This is a genomic window from Pseudomonas sp. NPDC007930 (genome assembly GCF_042958985.1).
Classification (GTDB): domain Bacteria; phylum Pseudomonadota; class Gammaproteobacteria; order Pseudomonadales; family Pseudomonadaceae; genus Aquipseudomonas.
On sequence record NZ_JBIBKC010000012.1, the window covers coordinates 46,367 to 65,298 of the forward strand.

Here is an 18,932-nt window from a genome sequence, read left to right on the forward strand (position 1 = left end):
CGGGCCCCTCGCCCGGCTGTGCCGGGCAACGGGCCCTCAACCGTTAAAACTTATACCCAAGCCCCACCATGTAAACCCACGGGTCAACCTCAACATTGACCTTGGTTTTACCCACGCCCAGCGCCGTCGGGCCGTTTACCGTGCCCTTGGTGTCGATGTCGACATACCAGACCGAGGCGTTGAACAGCAGGTGGTCGCTGAGCGCGTAGTCAAAACCCAGCTGGCCCGCCAGGCCGAACGAGTCTTGCAGCTTGAGGTTGCTGAAGCCCTGCTGCTTGCGCTGGCTGCTGAGGTCCTCATCGAAAAACAGCGTGTAGTTGATGCCGATACCGGCGTAGGGCTGGAACTTCGAGCTGGGCGCCAGTGGGTAGTACTGCAGCGACAAGGTCGGCGGCAGTTGCTTGACGTCGGCCAGCTTGCCGTCCAGGCCGGCGCCTTTCACGCCTACGGTGTGCTGGAACGGCGTGGCCGCCAGCAACTCGATGCCGACGTGCTCGCTGAGCATGTAGGCGAAGGCCAGGCCGAGCTGGGTGTCGCTGTCGAGGGTGGCCTTGGTGCCGGCGACCTTGGCGCCGTCGATGCGCAGGTTGCCGCTGCTTTCGTTAGGCGCCACGGTGGCGGCGCCGGCGCGGATGATGAAGTCACCGGCTTGGTAGGCCTGTGCGGCGGGAGAGGCGGCCAGTGCCAGGGCGGCGAACAAGGTGCCGAGCATTGCGGTTTTCATGGGGGCTCCAGTGATAAAACAGAAATCGCTGGCGCCATGGTATTTACCCCGCCCGGTGTGCCCCTTGACCTGGCTCAATGAACCGCCCGGTTAGGGCTCGGGCAGTTCGTACACGCTGATGCGCTCGCCGCTCATCTGGTAGCCGGCCTCGGCCAGGTCGCTGCTGCTGGCCTTTACCTGCATCGGGCCTTCGATCCAGTACGGCTGGTACAACTCTTCCACCTTCACTCCCAGTTCGGAAGTCACGTGCACGATCTGGTTCGAGGGCGGCGGTGGCACGTGGATGCAGGCGCCGTAGTAGGGCACCAGCAGGAAGTCCGTGGTGCGGCCTTCTTCGTTCACCTCCAGCGGCACGATGTACCCGGGCAGGCGTACCTGCTGGCCATCCAGGGCCTTGACCACCGGCGCGTGGGGCGCCTGCTGGTGAGCGGCGGGGGCGTCTTCCTGCAGCGCGGTGCCGAGGGTGGACAGGTCGTGCAGCGGGGCCATTTGCGGGGCGATTTTCGGCGCGCCGGCGGGGATCAGGTCATCCCAGCTAAGCACCCGCGGCGGGCCGGCCAATGCGCTGCCGGCGAGCAGGCAGAGCAGCAACAGCCAGTGCCTACACATGGATGGCCAACCCATCGGCCAGCGACTGGCGGTACGCCCTCCAGGCTGGAATCACGCTCATCAGCAGCGCCGCGGCGAGGGTGATCCCCAGCAGTGACCACTCATAGGCGCTGGGCGCCGCCAGTGGCAGGTAGATGCCGAAGTTCGCTTGCACATAGCCTTGCGCCGCGGCGATCACGGCATACAGCACGCCCACCCCGGCAACGATGCCCGCCAGCGCCAGAGCGGCGGCCTCGGCCACCAGCAACCCGGCGATGTGCCAAGGCCGTGCGCCCACCGAGCGCAGAATGGCCATTTCCCGGCGGCGTTCGTTCAGGCCGGTGAGGATCGCCGTGAGCATGCCGATCAGCCCGGTCAGTACCACGAAGCTGGAGACCACCAGCAGGGCCTGTTCGGCGGTGCTCATCAGGCTCCACAGCTCTTGCAGCGCCACCCCCGGGAGGATCGCCATCAGCGGCTCGCCGCGGTAGTCGTTGATTTCCCGCTGCACGGCGAAGGTGGTGACCTTGCTGTTCAGGCCCACCAGCATGGCGGTGATCGCCGCCGGGGTGAGGTCCATGTTGCGCGCCTGCTCGGCGCTGACGCGCGCCGCGCCGCGGGCCGGCACGCCGTTGTGCCAGTCGATGTGGATCGCCTCCATGCCGCCCAGGCTGATGTGCAGAGTGCGGTCGACCGGGGTGCCGGTGGGTTGCAGGATGCCGACCACGGTAAACGGCTTGTCATCGTGCTTGACCAGGCTGATGGCGGCCACGCCATGGGCCAGCACCAGCGCATCACCCAGCTTGTAGTTCAGGGCCTTGGCCACTTCGGCGCCGAGCACCACCTCGAACGGGTCGCTGGCGAACGGCCGGCCCTGGGCCAGTTGCAGGGGTTGGTGGTGGCCGTACTCGTAATGCTCGAAATAGTTATGGTCGGTGCCCAGCACCCGGTAGCCACGGTGCGAGTCGCCCAGCGACAGCGGGATCGCCCACTTCACCCGTGGGTCGGCGGCGATCTCCTGGTAGCTGCCCCAGCGGATGTTGTTGGTGGCGTTGCCGATGCGGAACACCGAGTACAGCAACAGGTTCACCGCGCCAGAGCGCGCGCCGACCACCAGGTCGGTGCCGCTGATGGTGGCGGCGAAGCTGGCGCGGGCTTCGGTGCGCACTCGCTCCACCGCCAGCAGCAGGCACACCGAGAGGGCGATCGCCGACGCCGTGAGCAGCGCGGTGAAGCGGCGGTTGGCGAGGCTCGCCAGGGCCAGGCGGAACAAATACATCAGAGGCTCTCCGGGCGGCTGGCCAGGTTGAGTTCGGCCAGCGACGCGCTGCGGTCGAACAGCGGCGCCAGGCTTTGGTCGTGGCTCACGAACAATAGCCCGGCCTGGGCTTTGCGGCATTCCTCGAACAGCAGGCCGAGAAACGCCTCGCGGGCGTCGGCGTCGAGCGCCGAGGTGGGTTCGTCGGCGATCACCAATTCCGGCTGGCCAATCAGCGCGCGGGCCGCGGCCACGCGCTGCTGCTGGCCGATCGACAGGCTGCCGGCGCGCCGTTGCAGCAGGCTGGGGGCGTCGAGCCCGAGGTGCCCGAGCAGGGTCTCGGCGGCCTGGGCCACGCTGCCGTGGCGCTGGCAGGCCCGTTCGGCGCGCAGCCGGGAAAACCGGCAGGGCAGCTCAACGTTCTGCTGCACCGACAAGAACGGCAGCAGGTTGAACTGCTGGAAAATATAACCGGTGTGGTCCACCCGGAAGCGGTCCCGCGCCCCTTGAGACAGCAGGGCGAGGTCTTGCCCAAGCAGGCTGATGCGCCCCCGCTGCGGCAACTGCACGCCGCCCAGCAGGCCCAGCAGTGTGGTTTTGCCGCTGCCGCTAGGGCCGCGCAGGAACAGGCTTTCGCCGGCGCCCAGGCGCAACTGCGGGATATTCAGCAGTTCTGCCTGGCCTGGCCAGGCAAAGCCGACCTGGCAGAGGTCGATCAACGTGCTTGGCATGGCGCTAGAACTGCATCTGGGTGTTGGCGGGGGTGGCGTCCATGGCTTGCTGGCCCTTGCCGGTGATGGCCTGCACGGTCAGCTTATGGGTGCCGGGGAAGGCCTGGAACAGCGGCTCGAAACCGATACCGACCAGCGCCTCGGGGTGGTCACACTGGAATTGGTAATGGGCGTGGATGTCGGCGTGCTCATGGCCTTCGTGGTCATGGTCGTCAGCGTCGTCATCATGCCCTGTGTGGGCCTCGGCGGCGGCGTTGCCGAACAACGCGCTTTGTACCTGCTGCTGGGCGGCGATGCACTTGGCCGCGGCCGGCAGGGCGAACAGGGTGCCGGGCAGGCCGAGGCGGTGTTGGGCATTGGCCAGGGTAGTTTTGTCTTGCACGCTGGTGGCCGGGTGCTCGAAGCCGAGCACGTTCATCGCCGGGGTGTCGAGTTCGATCTCCAACGTTTGCCCGTCGACCGCCAGGTTCAGTTGCGCCACGCCGTGTTCATGGGGCGCCAGGCTGCCGTGCTCATGGTCGTCGTGGGCCAAGGCGGCGAGGGGCAACAGGGCAAAGGGCAGGGCAAGCAACGTAACGCGCATGGCAGCTCCAGGGTGGGGGCAAAAGTGGCGTTATGTTATAACGAGTTTTATTGGCGAGCCAGTGCTGCTGCGTTAAGGTCGCTGCCTGAACAACCCAAGGTAAACGCAATGATCAGGATACGCGGCAGCCTCGGCCCCTGGCCGGTGGACCTCAGCATCGAACTGGGCGCCGAAGATTGGCAGCAACTGGCCGCCCACCTGCCCGCCGCGGCCGCGCCTGCCGCCACCCCCGCCGCGCCCGCTGCCGCGCCCACGGCTAGCCGTGATGACGCGCTGTGGGGCGCGGCCCTGCGGTTGGTGGAGCAGGCCGGCGAAGTGAACGGCCCGGCCTTGATGGAGCAACTCGAGGGCCTGGCCGGTGGCGCCGCCGCTGCCAAGCGCCTGCTGGTGCGCCTGCGCCATTGCGCGCAGGTGCGGGTGCGCACCGAGCCTGATGCCCCGATGTATTGCTGGGTGGGTTAAAAGGTGTCTGGGTCTGGCCCCAGGCGCTGGCCACGGTCAAGCCCGGCTATGGCGGCCAGGTCTTCATCGTCGAGGCGGAAGTCGAACACTTCGGCATTGCTGCGGATGCGCTTGGGCGTGACGGATTTCGGGATCACGATCAAGCCGCTGTCCAGGTGCCAGCGGATCACCACCTGGGCCACTTCCTTGCCGTGCTTGGCGGCGATCTTGGCCAGCACCGGGTCGTCCATCACCTTGCCCTGGGCCAACGGGCTCCAGGCCTCGGTGTGAATGCCCAAACGCTTGTGCACCTCGCGCAGCGGCTGCTGCTGCAGGTAGGGGTGTAGCTCGATCTGGTTGACCGCCGGGGTTTCGCCGGTCTCGTCGATGATCCGCTGCAAGTGCGGCGCGTGGAAGTTCGACACGCCGATGGCGCGGGCCAGGCCGCGTTTTTTCAGCTCGATCAGCGCGTGCCAGGTTTCCAGGTAGAGGTTCTTCGACGGCTGCGCCCAGTGGATCAACAGCAGGTCGACGTAGTCCATCTTCAGCCGTTTCAGGCTGCTTTCGAGTGCGGCGATGGCTTTGTCGTAGCCCTGGTCGTCGTTCCACACCTTGGTGGTGATGAACAACTGCTCACGGGGCTTGCCGGCCTGGCGCACGCCTTCGCCCACGCCGGTTTCGTTCTTGTAGATGGCCGCGGTGTCGATGGCCAGGTAGCCGGCCTTGATCGCCTCGGCGACCGCCTGGGTGGCTTCGCTGTCGCTGGCTTGCCAAACGCCCAGGCCCAGTTGAGGCATCACCGTGGTGTCGGCCAGTTGAATGCGTGGGTGGTCAGTGCTCATAGCGGTCTCCCGAGGGCTTAAAGGGATGTGGACCGGGGCGAAGCGCGGGCCGTTCAACAAAAGCCCGCGGCGCAGGTAAACTGGCGGTTGAAAGGCAGCCGGCCCCCACAGAAACCCTGGTGTATTTACCCTGAGAGGTCATATTTGGACCGTTTGCGCAGCCTGCAAACCTTCGTGACAGCCGCCGACCTGGGCAGCTTCAACCACACCGCCCGGTTGCTGGGGGTGACCCCGCAGGCGGTCAGCAAAGCGGTGCGTGAACTGGAGCGTGACCTCGGCGTGCGGTTGTTCCACCGCAGCACCCGCACCAGCACGCTGACCGAAGAGGGCGCGCGGTTTCTCGAGCAACTGCGCGGCGGGCTCGACACCGTCACCGCCGCCTGGGCCCAGGCCCAGGCCAGCCAGTCCAGCGCCGGCGAGGCGGGGCTGATCCGCATCGCCTGTGGCTCGACCGTGGCGCGGCGGGTGCTGGTGCCGTTGATCGCGGAGTTCCGCAGCCTCAACCCCGGCGCCGATTTCGACCTGGTGGTCGAAGACCGCTTCACCCACTTCGTTGCCGCCGGCATCGACGTGGGCTTCCGCTCAGGTTTCGCGCCAGACGCCCAGGTGATCGCCCGCGAGTTGATGCGCATGCAACTGGTGCCCTGCGCCAGCCCTGCCTACCTCGATGCCCACGGCATGCCGCGCACCCTGGCAGACCTCGCCCGGCACACCTGCACGGGCTTTCGCCTGCCCAATACTGGGCGGCTGGAACCGTGGGAGTTCAAGGTGGACGGCGAAATGGTGTTCCAGAACGTGGTGGCGCCGTTCTGCACCAATGACCCGGAAACCGAGCTGCAACTGCTGTTGCAGGGCTTGGGCATCGGTTTGATCGACTTGGTCACCGCTGGCCCCGAGCTGCGCGCTGGGCGCCTGGTGCCGGTGTTGTGCAGCACCGTCAGCGAGCGCTTCGGGGTGTTCATGTATTACGCCCAGCGAACGCAGATGCCGCGGCGGGTGCGCAACTTCATCGATTTCGTCGCGGGCAAGCCCGGGCTGGCGGATAGCTTCCGCTTCAGCCCGGGTGAACTGCAGGCGCTACAGGATCAATACAGCGCCGAGAACAGCTTGCGCCGGTAGGTGGTCACCAGCGGGTGGTCATTGCCCAGCAGGTCGAACACCTGCAGCAAGGTTTTGTGCGCCAGCCCTTCGTTCCAGCCACGGTTGCGCTTGAACAGCTTGAGCAGGCCGTCGAGCGCGGCTTCGTACTGCTGGCGCGCCAGTTGCCGCACCGCCAGTTGGTAGGTGGCTTCGTCGTCGTTCGGGTCTTGCGCCACGCGGGCCTTGAGGTCAGCCGCGTCGGGCAGGGTTTCGGCCTGGCTGAGGAAGGTCAGCTGCGCCTTGGCGCCGGCCAATTCCGCCTTGTGCTCGTCGCTGCTGACCGCGTCGAGGATGGTCCGCGCCTCGCCCAACTCACCGCGCTCGGCGATGCAACGGGCGTAGAGGATCAGCGCCGAGGCGTTGCTGTTGTCTTCACTGAGCATCGCCTTGAGGGTGGCTTCGGCCTGGGCGTACTGGCCTTCGGCGAAGGCCTGCTGGGCGGCCTCAAACGGGTCGTCGGCCTTGGGCGCCGGCAGCGCCACGTGGGGCTCGAGCATGGCGCGCACGGCTGATTCCGGCTGGGCGCCGGCAAAGCCGTCGACCGGTTGGCCATCCTTGAACAGCACCACGGTGGGCAGGCTGCGGATGCCGAACATGCCGACCACTTGCTGCTCGACATCGCAGTTGACCTTGGCCAGCAGCAACTCGCCCTGGTAGCTCTCGGCGATCTGCTCGAGCATCGGCATCAGCACCTTGCACGGGGCGCACCAGTCGGCCCAGAAATCCACCAGCACCGGCTTGTTGAAGGAGTTCTCGATCACCGTTTGCTGGAAGTCGGCATCGGTGGCTTCGAAGATGTACGGGGTGTCGTGGCTCATCGTGACTCTCGAAAATGAACAGGCGCAAGGGCGCACTATAAAGGCTGAGCGGCGGCGCCGGAAGTCAGCCGCGCGTGGCGTGGTACAGGCTGACCCGGCGAAATTCCGCGGGCTCGGCCAGGTCGGGCAGGGTCAGCGCGTTCAGTTCGGCCAGGCGCCGGTAGGGCGGGTGGTTGAAGTCGCGCACCCGTGAGTCGGCCACCAGTGCCTCACGGCCGCGGCTAAGGAAGGCCCCCAGCAGCGGCAGGTTGGCGCGGTCGTACAGCACATCGGCGACCAACACCAGGTCGAAGCGGTCGGCCTCGGCGAAAAAGTCCTCGCTGTAGCCCAGCGTAACGCCGTTGAGTTCGGCGTTGGCGCGGCAGGCAGCCAGCGCCAGCGGGTCGAGGTCGCAGGCGACCACTTCACGGGCACCCGCCCGCGCCGCGGCGATGCCCGCCACCCCAGAGCCGGCGCCGAAGTCCAGCACTCGGCGGCCGGCCACCCACTGCGGGTGTGCGGCCAGGTAGCGGGCCATCGCCAGCCCGCTGGCCCAGCAAAAACACCAGTAGGGTGGGGTGTCCAGCAGCCGGCGGGTTTCATCGGCGTCGAAGGCCCGGGCCATTTGCGCGGGGTCGATCAGCCACAGTTGCAAGCCAGTGCCGGGCAGCGCGGTGGCGCACAGGCGGGCGTCGCTGAGCACGCCGCGCAGCGCGGTTTGCAGGTGCTGCATGTTAGGGGGCTTTGTCCAGCGGCAGCGCGCCGAGGTTTTGCGTCACGCCCTGGGCGATTGCCCGTGGCGCCAGGCGCAGGCTGAGCATGCCGGCCTGGCTGGCGCGGCCGCGCAGCTCGACGCGGGCATCCTGGGGGAAGGCCTCTGGGGCGAAGCGCAGTTGGAACGGCAACGCGCGGCCATTGCCGGCCAGGGTGCTGCTTGCCAGCAGGCGCTGTGGCCGGCCTTTGTCATCGACCACCAGCAGGGCCAGCTCTACCTGGGCGCCAGCTGGCACGTTCTGCAGGGTGCCGGTGAGCTCGCGCTGCCAGGCGGGCAGCGGCCCCAGCGGCTGCTGGGCTTTTACATCGGGCGCCGGCGCGCTGGTGGGCGCGCTGGCGGTGGCGGCGGGCGAGGGCGCGGTGGCTTCGCCCGCGCAGGCGGCCAACAGGCCGAACAAACCGAGCAATGCCAGTGAACGTACAACTTTCATGGGGTGCCTGTTCCGTGGGTAGACCTGGGCACAGGTATACCGCAAAGGCGCTGGTCTTGTCTTGCCGGGTGGATGCGCTACCATGGCCGTCCCCTTTTCTGTGGCCTGCCCCCCATGCACTGTCCGTTCTGCGGTGCCAACGACACCAAGGTCATCGATTCGCGGCTGGTGGCCGAAGGCGAACAGGTTCGCCGCCGCCGCGAATGCCTGGCCTGCGGTGAGCGCTTCACCACCTTCGAAACCGCCGAACTGGTACTGCCGCGCCTGATCAAGCAAGACGGCACGCGCCAGCCTTTCGACGAAGACAAACTGCGCGGCGGCATGCAGCGCGCGCTGGAAAAACGCCCGGTCAGCGTCGAGCGCCTGGAAGCGGCGATCGGCCACATCAAGCACCAACTGCGCGCCACCGGCGAGCGTGAGGTCAAGTCGTTGGTGGTGGGCGAGCTGGTGATGGGCGAACTGCGCAAGCTCGATGAAGTCGCGTACATCCGCTTTGCTTCGGTGTACCGGCGCTTCCAGGACCTCGACGAGTTCCGCGAGGAAATCGACCGCCTGGCCCGGGAGCCGGCCGGCCGATGAACGCCTGCCCCACCCAGGATGCCCTCGACCGCCAGTACATGGCGCGGGCGTTGCAATTGGCCGAGCTGGGCCGTTACTCCACCCACCCCAACCCTCGGGTGGGCTGCGTGATCGTGCAGGGCAGCGAGGTGGTCGGCGAAGGCTGGCACCGCCGCGCCGGCGAGCCCCATGCGGAAGTACACGCCTTGCGCCAGGCCGGCGGCCGCGCCGCCGGCGCCACCGCCTACGTGACCCTCGAGCCCTGCAGCCACTTCGGCCGCACCCCGCCGTGCGCCAACGCGCTGATCGAGGCCGGGGTGGCGCGGGTGGTGGCGGCGATGCGCGACCCCAACCCGCAAGTGGCCGGCAGTGGCCTGGCGCGGTTGGCCGCGGCCGGCATCGAAGTGCGCGCCGGGGTGCTCGAAAGCGAAGCCCGCGCGCTCAACCCCGGGTTTATCAAGCGCATGGAAAGCGGCTTGCCGTTCGTGCGGGTGAAGCTGGCCATGAGCCTGGATGGCCGCACCGCCATGGCCAACGGCGAAAGCCAGTGGATCACCGGGCCGGCCGCGCGCCGCGCGGTGCAGCGCCTGCGCGCGCAGAGCAGCGCGGTGTTGGCCGGGGCCGACAGCGTGCTCGCCGACGGCGCGCGGATGACCGTGCGCGCCGCCGAGCTGGGCCTCGAAGGTGAGCAGGCGGCACTGGCGCTGGCCCGGCCGCCGCTGCGCATTCTGATCGACGGGCGCCTGCGGGTGCCGTTGCAAGCGCCGTTCTTCGAGGCCGGGCCGTCGCTGGTGGTGTGCCATCAGTTGCCCGCTGACCCGCAGCCCTACACCCGCGCCGGCGCCGAGCTGCTCGCGGTGCCAGGCGCGGCGGGCCAGGTAAGCCTGCGCGCGTTGCTCGAGCAGCTGGCCGCCCGCGGCGTGCATGAGCTGCTGGTCGAAGCCGGCGCGCGCCTGGCCGGGGCCTTCGCCCAGCAAGGGCTGGTCGACGAATACCAACTGTTCATGGCGCCGTGCCTGCTCGGTTCGGCCGCGCGGCCGTTGCTCGACTGGCCACTGGCGCACATGGCCGATGCGCCGCGCCTGGCCATCACCGGCCTGCGCGCAGTGGGCAACGACTGGCTGATCACCGCCGTGCCCGCGGCGGCCGTATAATCTCGGGTTTTTCTGGAGGCTCTTATGTTCACCGGCATCATCGAAGCGATCGGCAGCATCCGCAGCCTCACCCCCAAGGGCGGTGACGTGCGGGTTTACGTGGCCACTGGCAAGCTCGACCTGGGCGACGTCAAGCTGGGCGACAGCATCGCGGTCAACGGCGTCTGCCTGACTGCCGTCGAGCTTCCTGGCGATGGCTTCTGGGCCGATGTCAGCCGTGAAACCCTCGAGGTCACGGCCTTCAACCAGCTCAAGGCCGGCAGCCCGGTCAACCTTGAAAAAGCCCTGACCCCCACCAGCCGCCTGGGCGGGCACCTGGTCAGCGGCCACGTCGATGGCGTCGGCGAAATCGTTTCGCGGGCCGATAACGCCCGCGCCATTCAGTTTCGCGTGCGCGCGCCGGGCGAGCTGGCCAAGTACATCGCCCACAAAGGCTCGATCACCGTCGATGGCACCAGCCTGACGGTCAACGCCGTCGACGGCGCCGAGTTCGAGCTGACCATCGTGCCGCACACCCTGGCCGAGACCATCATGGGCGACTACCGCCCAGGCCGCCGGGTCAACCTCGAGGTCGACCTGCTGGCGCGCTACCTCGAACGCCTGCTGCTGGGCGACAAAGCCGCCGAGCCGAACAAGGCCGGTGGTATCAGCGAAAGTTTCCTGGCCGAGAACGGCTACCTGAAATCCTGACTGCAAGGGGGTGCCGCGTGGCGCTCAACACGATCGAAGAACTGGTCGAAGACATCCGCCTGGGCAAGATGGTCATCCTCATGGATGACGAAGACCGCGAGAACGAAGGCGACCTGATCATGGCTGCCGAGTGCTGCGAAGCCTCGCACATCAACTTCATGGCGCGCTTCGCCCGCGGCCTGATCTGCATGCCGATGACCCGCGAGCGCTGCGAAACCCTGCGCCTGCCGCTGATGGCGCCACGCAACGGTTCGGGCTTCGGCACCAAGTTCACCGTTTCGATCGAAGCCGCCGAGGGCGTGACCACCGGCATCTCCGCCGCCGACCGGGCGCGCACCGTGCAAGCCGCGGCCGCCCGCGACGCGGTGGCCGACGACATCGTCAGCCCCGGGCATATCTTCCCGCTGATGGCCCAACCCGGCGGTACCCTGGCGCGTGCCGGGCATACCGAAGCGGCCTGCGACCTGGCGCGGATGGCCGGCTACGAGCCGGCCGGGGTGATCTGCGAGATCATGAACGACGACGGCACCATGTCGCGGCGCATCGAACTCGAAGCCTTCGCCGCTGAACACAACATCAAGATCGGCACCATCGCCGACCTCATCCACTACCGGATGATCCACGAGCGCACCGTGCAGCGGGTGTCCGAGCGCCCGCTGGACAGCGAGCTGGGCCAGTTCAACCTGGTCACCTACCGCGACTCGGTCGAGGGCGACGTGCACATGGCGCTGACCCTGGGGCGCATCTGCGCGGATGAACCCACCCTGGTGCGGGTGCACAACATGGACCCACTGCGCGACCTGCTGATGGTCCGCCAGCCCGGGCGCTGGAGCCTGCGCGCGGCCATGAGCACGGTGGCCGAGGCCGGCAGCGGCGTGGTGCTGCTGCTGGGCCACGCGCCGGATGGCGACGTGCTGCTGGCGCAGATCCGCGAGGCGACCGAGCATGTGGCGGTGAAAAAACCCACCACCTACAGCATCGTCGGCGCCGGTTCGCAGATCCTCCGCGACCTGGGCGTGCGCAAGATGCGCCTGATGAGTTCGCCGATGAAGTTCAACGCGATATCCGGATTCGATCTGGAAGTTGTAGAATACGTCCCCTCAGAGTGACCGGCCCACGCCGGTACCCCTTTTTACACGGGCCGCGTTCACGCGGCCCGGCTCTTTAAATACGAGACCCGCAATGACCGTGAAGACCATCGAAGGTACTTTCGTCGCCCCCAAAGGTCGCTTCGCCCTGGTGGTCGGCCGCTTCAACAGTTTCGTCGTCGAAAGCCTGGTCAGTGGCGCGATCGACGCCCTAGTGCGCCATGGTGTGAGTGAAAACGACATCACCATCATCCGTGCCCCCGGCGCGTTCGAAATCCCGCTGGTGGCGCAAAAGGTCGCCCAGCAGGGTGATTTCAATGCCATCATCGCCCTCGGCGCGGTCATTCGTGGCGGCACCCCGCACTTCGAATACGTCGCTGGCGAGTGCACCAAGGGCCTGGCCCAGGTGTCCATGGAGTTTGGCCTGCCGGTCGCGTTTGGCGTGCTGACCGTCGACTCCATCGAGCAAGCCATTGAACGCTCCGGCACCAAGGCCGGTAACAAAGGCGCCGAAGCAGCCCTGTCGGCCCTTGAAATGGTCAGCCTGCTGGCGCAGTTGGAGGCCAAGTGAGCAACGACGATACCGAGCGTTTCAACCCGCGTGAACCGCTTGACCCCGCGGCGGCCAAAAGCAAAACCGCCAAGCGCCGTGAGGCGCGCAAGCTGGCGACCCAGGCCCTGTACCAATGGCACATGGCTGGGCACTCGCTGAACGAAATCGAAGCCCAGTTCCGGGTCGACAACGACTTCTCCGACGTCGATGGCGCGTACTTCCGCGAAATCCTCCACGGGGTGCCGAGCAACAAGACCGAGATCGACGCCGCCCTGGTGCCGTGCCTCGACCTGGCGCTGGATGAACTCGACCCGGTCGAGCTGTCGGTGCTGCGCCTGTCGGCGTGGGAAATGCTCAAGCGGGTCGACGTGCCTTACCGCGTGGTGATCAACGAAGGTATCGAGTTGGCCAAGGTGTTTGGCTCCACCGATGGGCACAAATTCGTCAACGGTGTGCTCGACAAGCTCGCGCCACAGTTGCGCGGCCCTGAAGTGAAGGCGCACAAGCGCTGAGCTGGCGCGGCCATGGGTGAGTTCGAACTGATCGCCCGGTACTTCGCCGCCGCGCCCTGTGCGCGGCCTGGCGAAGGTATCGCGCTGGGTATCGGCGACGATTGCGCGCTGCTGGCGCCGGCCGCCGGCGAGCAACTGGCGGTGTCGACCGACACGCTGGTCAGCGGCGTGCACTTCCCCGCGCAGCCAGACCCTTTCCTGCTCGGCCAGCGCTCGCTGGCCGTGGCCGCCAGCGACCTCGCCGCCATGGGCGCCCAGCCCGTGGGCTTCACCCTCGCACTGACCCTGCCCAGCTTCGACGCCACCTGGCTCGAGCGCTACGCCGCGGGCCTCGGCCAGATGGCCCAGGCCTGCGGCCTGCGGCTGATCGGCGGCGACACTACCCGCGGGCCGCTAAGCCTGACCCTCACCGTGTTCGGTAGCGTGCCGGCCGGCCAGGCCTTGACCCGCCGCGGTGCGCGCCCGGGCGATGTGTTCTGCGTGGGCGGCAATCTGGGCGATGCCGCCGGCGCCTTGCCGTTGGTGCTAGCTGAGCGCAGCGCCCCGGCCGAGCTGGCCGCGCCGCTGCTGGCGCACTACTGGGCGCCGCCACCGCAGTTGGCGCTGGGCCTGGCCCTGCGGGGGCGCGCCAGTGCCGCGCTGGATATTTCCGACGGCCTGCTGGCCGATGCCGGGCACATCGCCGAGGCGTCGGGGGTGGCCATCCATATCGAACGTTCATGCCTGCCATTGTCAGATGCCTTGAAGGCTTTTGCCGGTGAAACGGCGGCCTTCGAGGCGGCGTTGGCCGGTGGTGACGACTACGTGCTGGCGTTCAGCCTGGCCGCCGAACACTTGGCGGGCCTGCGTGCCGCGGGCCATTCGATCCACGTGGTCGGCCGGGTGCTGGCCGGGCAGGGCGTCACCTTGCTCGGCGAGGGCGGCCGCGACATCACGCCTTCACAGCGTGGCTATCAACATTTCCGGGAGCCTTTGTGAGCGAACATCCGAACCAGGTGCCAGCGGAATTCGTGCCGCCTTCGGTCTGGCGCAACCCGTGGCACTTCATTGCCTTTGGCTTTGGCAGCGGTACCCTGCCCAAGGCGCCCGGTACCTGGGGCTCGATGGTGGCGGTGCCGTTCATCCCGCTGTGGCAGATGCTGCCCGACTGGGGCTACTGGCTGATGCTCGGGGTGTCGATGCTGTTCGGCTTCTGGCTGTGCGGCAAGGTCGCCGACGACCTGCGCGTGCATGACCACGAAGGCATCGTCTGGGACGAAATCGTCGGCATGTGGATCACCCTGTGGCTGGTGCCGCCGGGCTGGTACTGGCTGCTGGTGGGCTTTCTGGTGTTCCGCTTCTTCGACATCCTCAAGCCCTGGCCGATTCGCTGGATCGACCGGCACGTGCACGGCGGCGTGGGGATCATGCTCGACGACGTGCTTGCCGGGGTGTTCGCCTGGGTGGCGATGCAGTTGATCGTCTGGGGCGTTTCGCTGCTGTGAGCATCGAACCGTTCGATCGGTAAGGCCAACAAATCGACATAAGCCAGGCGCTGGCCTGATGTTACAATGTCACACTTTTTCTTGAGTCCACAGGAGCACAAGGTGCCCGTCGCGTTCGTTGCTGCGTCCAAACTGCCCACGCCTTTTGCCACGTTCACCATGCACGGCTTCCGTGAAGAGGCCACTGGCCGCGAGCACGTGGCCCTGACCCTGGGTGACATCGCCGACGGCCAGCCCGTGCTGGGCCGCCTGCATTCCGAGTGCCTGACCGGCGACGCGCTGTTCAGCCAGCGCTGCGACTGCGGTTCGCAGCTGGAAGCCGCCCTGCAGGCGATCGCCCGCGAAGGCCGCGGCGTGCTGCTGTACCTGCGCCAGGAGGGCCGCGGCATCGGCCTGCTGAACAAGATCCGCGCCTATGAGCTGCAAGACGGCGGTGCCGACACGGTCGAGGCCAACGAGCGCCTGGGCTTCGCCGCCGACCAGCGCGACTACCGCATCTGCCTGCCGATGCTCGAGCACCTGGGGGTAAAGGCCCTGCGCCTGATGACCAACAACCCGCGCAAGGTCAACGCTCTGGGCGAGATGGGCATCCAGGTGGCTGAGCGCGTGCCGCTGCACACCGGGCACAACCCGCACAACAAGTATTACCTGGCCACTAAGGCCGGTAAGTTGGGGCATATGATGGGTGGGGCGGCTTCCTGAGGGGCTGAAGATGCAACCATGCGCCGCGGGGATCAGGCTGCATCAGGGTACGCTGACTGCGGGCTTGTTGCCCGCCAAACTCATTCTAGCGGTTGAGAACGGCCCCAAGGGCTATGGAAGGCTGGCGGCCTGGCTACGGCAAGCCGGCGCTGAGCGGATACTGATCGAGGCGGCACAGGGGCGCGAATGGCCGCTCTTCAATGCGTTGGCCGCTGCAGGGTTTACGCCGTGGCGGGTGAGCGCAACGCGCCGTGCAAGCTATGCCCTGGCGACCGAACGCTTGGGTGGCGCCGAGGGTGAGGAGCATACCGCATGGTTGCTCGCTCGTTTTGCCGCCCGGATGGAACCTGAGGATTTTGAGCCCGACGTGCTGCAAGAGTGGGTTGAGCAGCGAGATGCGCTAAAGCAGATGTTGATGCAGTGCGAAGGCCTTCGAGAGAGCACTTTGGTCCCAGATGTGTTGGCGGCCTATAACCTGCACATCGGTTATCTCACAGAGCAGATCCAAGTCCTGCAGCAGCGGATCGATGAGTTGCCGTAATTAGCGCTGTTGCGAGGCCTCACGGCCCTTCGCCCGGCTCTTGAGCCATTTCATGGCTTCATGGAGGGGATCAATCTGTGAGCTCTGCCGATTTTGTGCATGAGCTTCAGGGCCTATCGCCCGGCACAGCCGGCCTCCCACCAGATTTGTGTAAATACTTGATTTACGGGGCAACACAGAACTCGTGGGAGGCCGGCTGTGCCGGGCGAGGCGGCCTCAGCCGTTTAACCGCTGGCTGATCGCCGCCTCGATCCCCGCCGCATCCAGCCCGCACTGGGCGAGCATCTGCGCCGGTTTGGCGTGTTCCACGTAAACATCCGGCAGGCCCAGGTGCAGTACGGGCTTGAGCACGCCTTCGCGGGCCAGGTATTCGCTGACCGCGCTGCCGGCGCCGCCCATGATGGCGTTTTCCTCGACGGTGACCAGCAGCTCATGGCTGGCGGCCATCTCCTCCACCAGGGCTTCGTCGAGGGGTTTGACGAAGCGCATGTCGACCACCGTGGCATCGAGCTTCTCGGCCACTTGCAGGGCCTCGGCCAACTGCACGCCGAACACCAGGATCGCCACCTTCTGGCCGCGCCGGCGAACCACGCCCTTGCCAATTTCAAGGGTGGGCAGGCCGGCTTCGATCACCGCGTTCGGCCCGGTGCCGCGCGGGTAGCGCACTGCCGCCGGGCCGGGGAAGTGGTAGCCGGTGCTCAGCGCCAGGCGCAGTTCGTTTTCGTCGCTCGGCGCCATCACCAGCATGCCGGGGATGCAACGCAGGTAAGAGAGGTCGAAGCTGCCAGCGTGGGTCGGGCCGTCTTCGCCAACCAGGCCTGCGCGGTCGATGGCGAACAGTACGTCGAGTTGCTGTACTGCCACGTCGTGGATCAGTTGATCGTAGCCGCGCTGCAGGAAGGTGGAGTAGATCGCCACCACCGGCTTGGCGCCTTCGCAGGCCATGCCGGCCGCCAGCGTCACCGCGTGCTGCTCGGCGATGGCGACATCGAAGTAGCGCTCTGGGAAGCGTTCGCTGAACGCCACCAGGTCAGAGCCTTCTTTCATGGCGGGGGTGATGCCGACCAATTTCGGGTCGGCCTCGGCCATGTCGCACAGCCATTGGCCGAACACGCTGGAGTACTTTGGCCCGGTGGCTTTTTTCGGCGCGGCTGGCGCGCTCAGCGGTTCGAGCTTGGTGATCGCGTGGTAGCCGATCGGGTCGACCTCCGCCGGGGCGAAGCCCTTGCCCTTTTTGGTCACCACGTGCAGGAACTGCGGGCCCTTGAGGTCGCGCATGTTGCGCAGGGTGGCGATCAGGGTGGGCAGGTCGTGGCCGTCGATGGGGCCGATGTAGTTCCAGCCCAGCTCTTCGAACAGCGTGCCCGGCACCAGCATGCCCTTGGCGTACTCTTCGGTGCGGCGGGCGATTTCCCAGGCGCCTGGCAGGCGCGAGAGCACCTTCTTGCTGCCTTCGCGCATGCTCGCGTAGGTGCGGCTGGAGAGAATCTTGGCCAGGTAATTCGACAGCCCGCCAACGTTGCGCGAGATCGACATGTCGTTGTCGTTGAGGATCACCAGCATGTTGGCGCCGACTTCCGGCGCGTGGTTCAGCGCCTCGAAAGCCATGCCGGCGGTAAGCGCGCCGTCGCCGATCACGGCGATGGCCTTGCGCTCGCTGCCTTGCAGGCGGGCGGCGATGGCCATGCCCAGCGCCGCGCTGATCGAGGTGCTGGAGTGGCCGACGCCAAAGGTGTCGAACTCGCTCTCGGCGCGCCGCGGGAACGCCGCCAGGCCGCCTTCCTGGCGCAGCGTGGGCATGCGCTCACGGCGGCCGGTGAGGATCTTGTGCGGGTAGGCCTGGTGGCCGACGTCCCAGACCAGGCGGTCGTCGGGGGTGTCGAACACGTAATGCAGGGCGATGGTCAGTTCGATCACGCCCAGCCCGGCGCCAAAATGGCCGCCGGTCTGGCCTACCGAATAGAGCAGCTCCAGGCGCAGTTCATCGGCCAGCGCCTCGAGCTCGGCTTCACCCAGGCGGCGCAGGCCTGCGGGGGTGGCGGCGAGATCGAGCAAGGGCGTCGATGGGCGTTCGCGGGGGATCTGTTGAAACGTCGTAGGCATCAGGCGTGTCGTTTTGAAGGTGTAAAAGGCCGCAGTTTACCCCAATGAGTGCCGGGGAACAGCTACCTGCCATGGGTTATGAACCGGCAGCGCCGCGGCGGTTCAGTTGCGCCGCTCGACAATGTACCGCGCCAGCTCGCGCAAGGGCTCGGCGGCTGCGTCGAATGGCCGCAGGGCGTGCAGGGCCTGGTCGCGCAATTCGGCGGCATAGGCCTTGGCCGCGGCCAGCCCGAGCAGTGCCGGGTAGGTGGGTTTGTCACGGGCGATGTCGGCGCCCTGGCGCTTGCCGAGGGTGGCGGTATCGCTTTCAACGTCGAGGATGTCGTCCTGCACCTGAAAGGCCAGGCCGATCGCCCGGGCATAGCTTTGCAGGGCGGCCAGTTCGTCGCGCTCGGCGCGCTCGCTGGCGAGGGCGCCAAGGCGCACGCTGGCTTCGATCAACGCCCCGGTTTTATGCCGGTGCATGCGTTCCAGGGCGTGTTGGTCAAGCTGCTTGCCCACCGAACCAAGGTCGATCGCCTGGCCGCCGACCATACCGGCAGGGCCGGCGGCCTGGGCCAGGGTACGGACCATCTGCAGCCGCGTGGCGTCGCTCAACTCGCTCAGCCGGGCATCGCTGAGGGCACTGAACGCCAGGCTTTGCAGGCCGTCACCGGCGAGGATCGCGCAGGCTTCGTCGAAGGCCTTGTGGGTGGTGGGCTGGCCGCGGCGCAGGTCGTCGTCGTCCATGGCCGGCAGGTCGTCGTGCACCAGCGAGTAGGCGTGGATCAACTCGACCGCGCAGGCCGCGCCGTTGGCTTTTTCCGAGACCGCGCCCAAGGCTTCACAGGCCGCGTACACCAGCAGCGGGCGCACCCGCTTGCCGCCGTTCATCACGCTGTAGCGCATGGCCTCGTACAGCCGGCCGAGGTCGGCCAGTGGCGGCGTGAACAGGGTGCCGAGGGCTTGATCGACGCGGGCTTGGCAGAGGGCCTGGTAGCTGGCGATCATGGCGCAGGGTCCACGTCCAGGGGCGTTTCTACCAACTCGCCGTCACGCTCGAGCAACTGTTGCACCTTCTGCTCGGCCTGGCTCAGGGATTCCTGGCAGTCACGGGTCAAGCGGATGCCTTGTTCGAACGCGGCAAGGGAGTCTTCCAGGGAGAGTTCGCCATTCTCCAGGCGTTCGACCAGCACTTGCAGGTCAGCCAGGGACTGCTCGAAGTCCACGGAAGCTTTTTTTCGGGCCATGGTGTGGGG

The 18,932-nt window shown here is 67.1% G+C and carries 24 protein-coding genes; 12 read left to right on the forward strand and 12 right to left on the reverse strand.

Annotated features, from left to right (window positions below):
- Positions 1 to 43 precede the first annotated feature (43 nt).
- The 5 genes from ACFZCE_RS20900 to ACFZCE_RS20920 form a co-directional block, all read right to left on the reverse strand.
- Complete coding sequence (locus ACFZCE_RS20900; RefSeq protein ID WP_390942424.1) at positions 44 to 724, reverse strand: OmpW family outer membrane protein; 681 nt, start codon at positions 722 to 724, stop codon at positions 44 to 46.
- Between the two features lie 90 nt (positions 725 to 814).
- A complete protein-coding gene (locus ACFZCE_RS20905) occupies positions 815 to 1,333 on the reverse strand; it encodes a DUF3299 domain-containing protein (protein WP_390942425.1) in 519 nt (172 codons plus the stop codon).
- Positions 1,326 to 2,591 (reverse strand): FtsX-like permease family protein, encoded by a 1,266-nt coding sequence (locus ACFZCE_RS20910; protein ID WP_390942426.1) that lies wholly within the window; start codon positions 2,589 to 2,591, stop codon positions 1,326 to 1,328. The genes ACFZCE_RS20905 and ACFZCE_RS20910 overlap by 8 nt, the downstream gene beginning before the upstream one ends.
- Positions 2,591 to 3,301: an ATP-binding cassette domain-containing protein gene (locus tag ACFZCE_RS20915; protein ID WP_390942427.1), complete on the reverse strand. Its 711-nt coding sequence runs from the start codon at positions 3,299 to 3,301 to the stop codon at positions 2,591 to 2,593. Before ACFZCE_RS20915 ends, ACFZCE_RS20910 begins: the two co-directional genes overlap by 1 nt.
- Before the next feature lie 4 nt (positions 3,302 to 3,305).
- Positions 3,306 to 3,884, reverse strand: coding sequence for a DUF2796 domain-containing protein (locus tag ACFZCE_RS20920; RefSeq protein ID WP_390942428.1), 579 nt, complete (start codon positions 3,882 to 3,884; stop codon positions 3,306 to 3,308).
- A 108-nt stretch (positions 3,885 to 3,992) separates the two neighbouring features.
- Between ACFZCE_RS20920 and ACFZCE_RS20925 the strand changes: the two genes are divergently transcribed.
- On the forward strand, positions 3,993 to 4,346 hold the full coding sequence (locus ACFZCE_RS20925) for a hypothetical protein (RefSeq protein WP_390942429.1): 354 nt from the start codon (positions 3,993 to 3,995) through the stop codon (positions 4,344 to 4,346).
- Here ACFZCE_RS20925 and ACFZCE_RS20930 read toward each other — a convergent pair.
- Positions 4,343 to 5,167, reverse strand: coding sequence for an aldo/keto reductase (locus ACFZCE_RS20930; protein ID WP_390942430.1), 825 nt, complete (start codon positions 5,165 to 5,167; stop codon positions 4,343 to 4,345). The genes ACFZCE_RS20925 and ACFZCE_RS20930 overlap by 4 nt on opposite strands.
- A gap of 144 nt (positions 5,168 to 5,311) precedes the next feature.
- Between ACFZCE_RS20930 and ACFZCE_RS20935 the strand changes: the two genes are divergently transcribed.
- The gene (locus ACFZCE_RS20935; protein WP_390942431.1) at positions 5,312 to 6,286 is read left to right on the forward strand and encodes a LysR substrate-binding domain-containing protein; all 975 of its coding nucleotides are present in this window, start codon (positions 5,312 to 5,314) and stop codon (positions 6,284 to 6,286) included.
- Here the strand turns inward: ACFZCE_RS20935 and trxA are convergent.
- The 3 genes from trxA to ACFZCE_RS20950 all read right to left on the reverse strand — a co-directional run bounded on the left by trxA (position 6,253) and on the right by ACFZCE_RS20950 (position 8,309).
- Positions 6,253 to 7,125 carry a thioredoxin gene (trxA, locus tag ACFZCE_RS20940; RefSeq protein ID WP_390942432.1) on the reverse strand — a complete coding sequence of 291 codons (873 nt, stop codon included), beginning with the start codon at positions 7,123 to 7,125 and terminating at the stop codon, positions 6,253 to 6,255. The genes ACFZCE_RS20935 and trxA overlap by 34 nt on opposite strands.
- A gap of 64 nt (positions 7,126 to 7,189) precedes the next feature.
- A complete protein-coding gene (locus tag ACFZCE_RS20945) occupies positions 7,190 to 7,837 on the reverse strand; it encodes a 50S ribosomal protein L11 methyltransferase (RefSeq protein WP_390942433.1) in 648 nt (215 codons plus the stop codon).
- A 1-nt stretch (position 7,838) separates the two neighbouring features.
- Positions 7,839 to 8,309: a hypothetical protein gene (locus ACFZCE_RS20950; RefSeq protein ID WP_390942434.1), complete on the reverse strand. Its 471-nt coding sequence runs from the start codon at positions 8,307 to 8,309 to the stop codon at positions 7,839 to 7,841.
- A 114-nt stretch (positions 8,310 to 8,423) separates the two neighbouring features.
- Between ACFZCE_RS20950 and nrdR the strand changes: the two genes are divergently transcribed.
- From nrdR to ACFZCE_RS21000, 10 genes are all read left to right on the forward strand, one after another.
- Positions 8,424 to 8,888, forward strand: a complete 465-nt coding sequence (gene nrdR / locus ACFZCE_RS20955) for a transcriptional regulator NrdR (RefSeq protein WP_390942435.1) — start codon at positions 8,424 to 8,426, stop codon at positions 8,886 to 8,888.
- Positions 8,885 to 10,021, forward strand: a complete 1,137-nt coding sequence (gene ribD, locus ACFZCE_RS20960; RefSeq protein ID WP_390942436.1) for a bifunctional diaminohydroxyphosphoribosylaminopyrimidine deaminase/5-amino-6-(5-phosphoribosylamino)uracil reductase RibD — start codon at positions 8,885 to 8,887, stop codon at positions 10,019 to 10,021. The genes nrdR and ribD overlap by 4 nt, the downstream gene beginning before the upstream one ends.
- A gap of 24 nt (positions 10,022 to 10,045) precedes the next feature.
- Positions 10,046 to 10,711, forward strand: coding sequence for a riboflavin synthase (locus ACFZCE_RS20965; RefSeq protein ID WP_390942437.1), 666 nt, complete (start codon positions 10,046 to 10,048; stop codon positions 10,709 to 10,711).
- Positions 10,712 to 10,728: 17 nt separating this feature from the next.
- Positions 10,729 to 11,820 carry a bifunctional 3,4-dihydroxy-2-butanone-4-phosphate synthase/GTP cyclohydrolase II gene (gene ribBA / locus ACFZCE_RS20970; protein WP_390942438.1) on the forward strand — a complete coding sequence of 364 codons (1,092 nt, stop codon included), beginning with the start codon at positions 10,729 to 10,731 and terminating at the stop codon, positions 11,818 to 11,820.
- A gap of 73 nt (positions 11,821 to 11,893) precedes the next feature.
- A complete protein-coding gene (gene ribE, locus ACFZCE_RS20975) occupies positions 11,894 to 12,370 on the forward strand; it encodes a 6,7-dimethyl-8-ribityllumazine synthase (RefSeq protein WP_390942439.1) in 477 nt (158 codons plus the stop codon).
- The gene (gene nusB, locus ACFZCE_RS20980; RefSeq protein ID WP_390942440.1) at positions 12,367 to 12,864 is read left to right on the forward strand and encodes a transcription antitermination factor NusB; all 498 of its coding nucleotides are present in this window, start codon (positions 12,367 to 12,369) and stop codon (positions 12,862 to 12,864) included. The genes ribE and nusB overlap by 4 nt, the downstream gene beginning before the upstream one ends.
- A gap of 12 nt (positions 12,865 to 12,876) precedes the next feature.
- Positions 12,877 to 13,842, forward strand: coding sequence for a thiamine-phosphate kinase (thiL, locus tag ACFZCE_RS20985; protein WP_390942441.1), 966 nt, complete (start codon positions 12,877 to 12,879; stop codon positions 13,840 to 13,842).
- A complete protein-coding gene (locus tag ACFZCE_RS20990) occupies positions 13,839 to 14,348 on the forward strand; it encodes a phosphatidylglycerophosphatase A (RefSeq protein WP_390942442.1) in 510 nt (169 codons plus the stop codon). The genes thiL and ACFZCE_RS20990 overlap by 4 nt, the downstream gene beginning before the upstream one ends.
- A gap of 102 nt (positions 14,349 to 14,450) precedes the next feature.
- Complete coding sequence (gene ribA / locus ACFZCE_RS20995; protein ID WP_390942443.1) at positions 14,451 to 15,050, forward strand: GTP cyclohydrolase II; 600 nt, start codon at positions 14,451 to 14,453, stop codon at positions 15,048 to 15,050.
- A 10-nt stretch (positions 15,051 to 15,060) separates the two neighbouring features.
- A complete protein-coding gene (locus tag ACFZCE_RS21000; RefSeq protein ID WP_390942444.1) occupies positions 15,061 to 15,591 on the forward strand; it encodes a hypothetical protein in 531 nt (176 codons plus the stop codon).
- A 216-nt stretch (positions 15,592 to 15,807) separates the two neighbouring features.
- Here the strand turns inward: ACFZCE_RS21000 and dxs are convergent, their stop codons facing one another.
- From dxs to ACFZCE_RS21015, 3 genes are all read right to left on the reverse strand, one after another.
- On the reverse strand, positions 15,808 to 17,694 hold the full coding sequence (dxs, locus tag ACFZCE_RS21005) for a 1-deoxy-D-xylulose-5-phosphate synthase (protein WP_390942445.1): 1,887 nt from the start codon (positions 17,692 to 17,694) through the stop codon (positions 15,808 to 15,810).
- A 102-nt stretch (positions 17,695 to 17,796) separates the two neighbouring features.
- Positions 17,797 to 18,684, reverse strand: a complete 888-nt coding sequence (gene ispA, locus ACFZCE_RS21010; protein ID WP_390942446.1) for a (2E,6E)-farnesyl diphosphate synthase — start codon at positions 18,682 to 18,684, stop codon at positions 17,797 to 17,799.
- Positions 18,681 to 18,923 (reverse strand): exodeoxyribonuclease VII small subunit, encoded by a 243-nt coding sequence (locus ACFZCE_RS21015; protein WP_390942447.1) that lies wholly within the window; start codon positions 18,921 to 18,923, stop codon positions 18,681 to 18,683. The genes ispA and ACFZCE_RS21015 overlap by 4 nt, the downstream gene beginning before the upstream one ends.
- Positions 18,924 to 18,932: the final 9 nt, after the last annotated feature.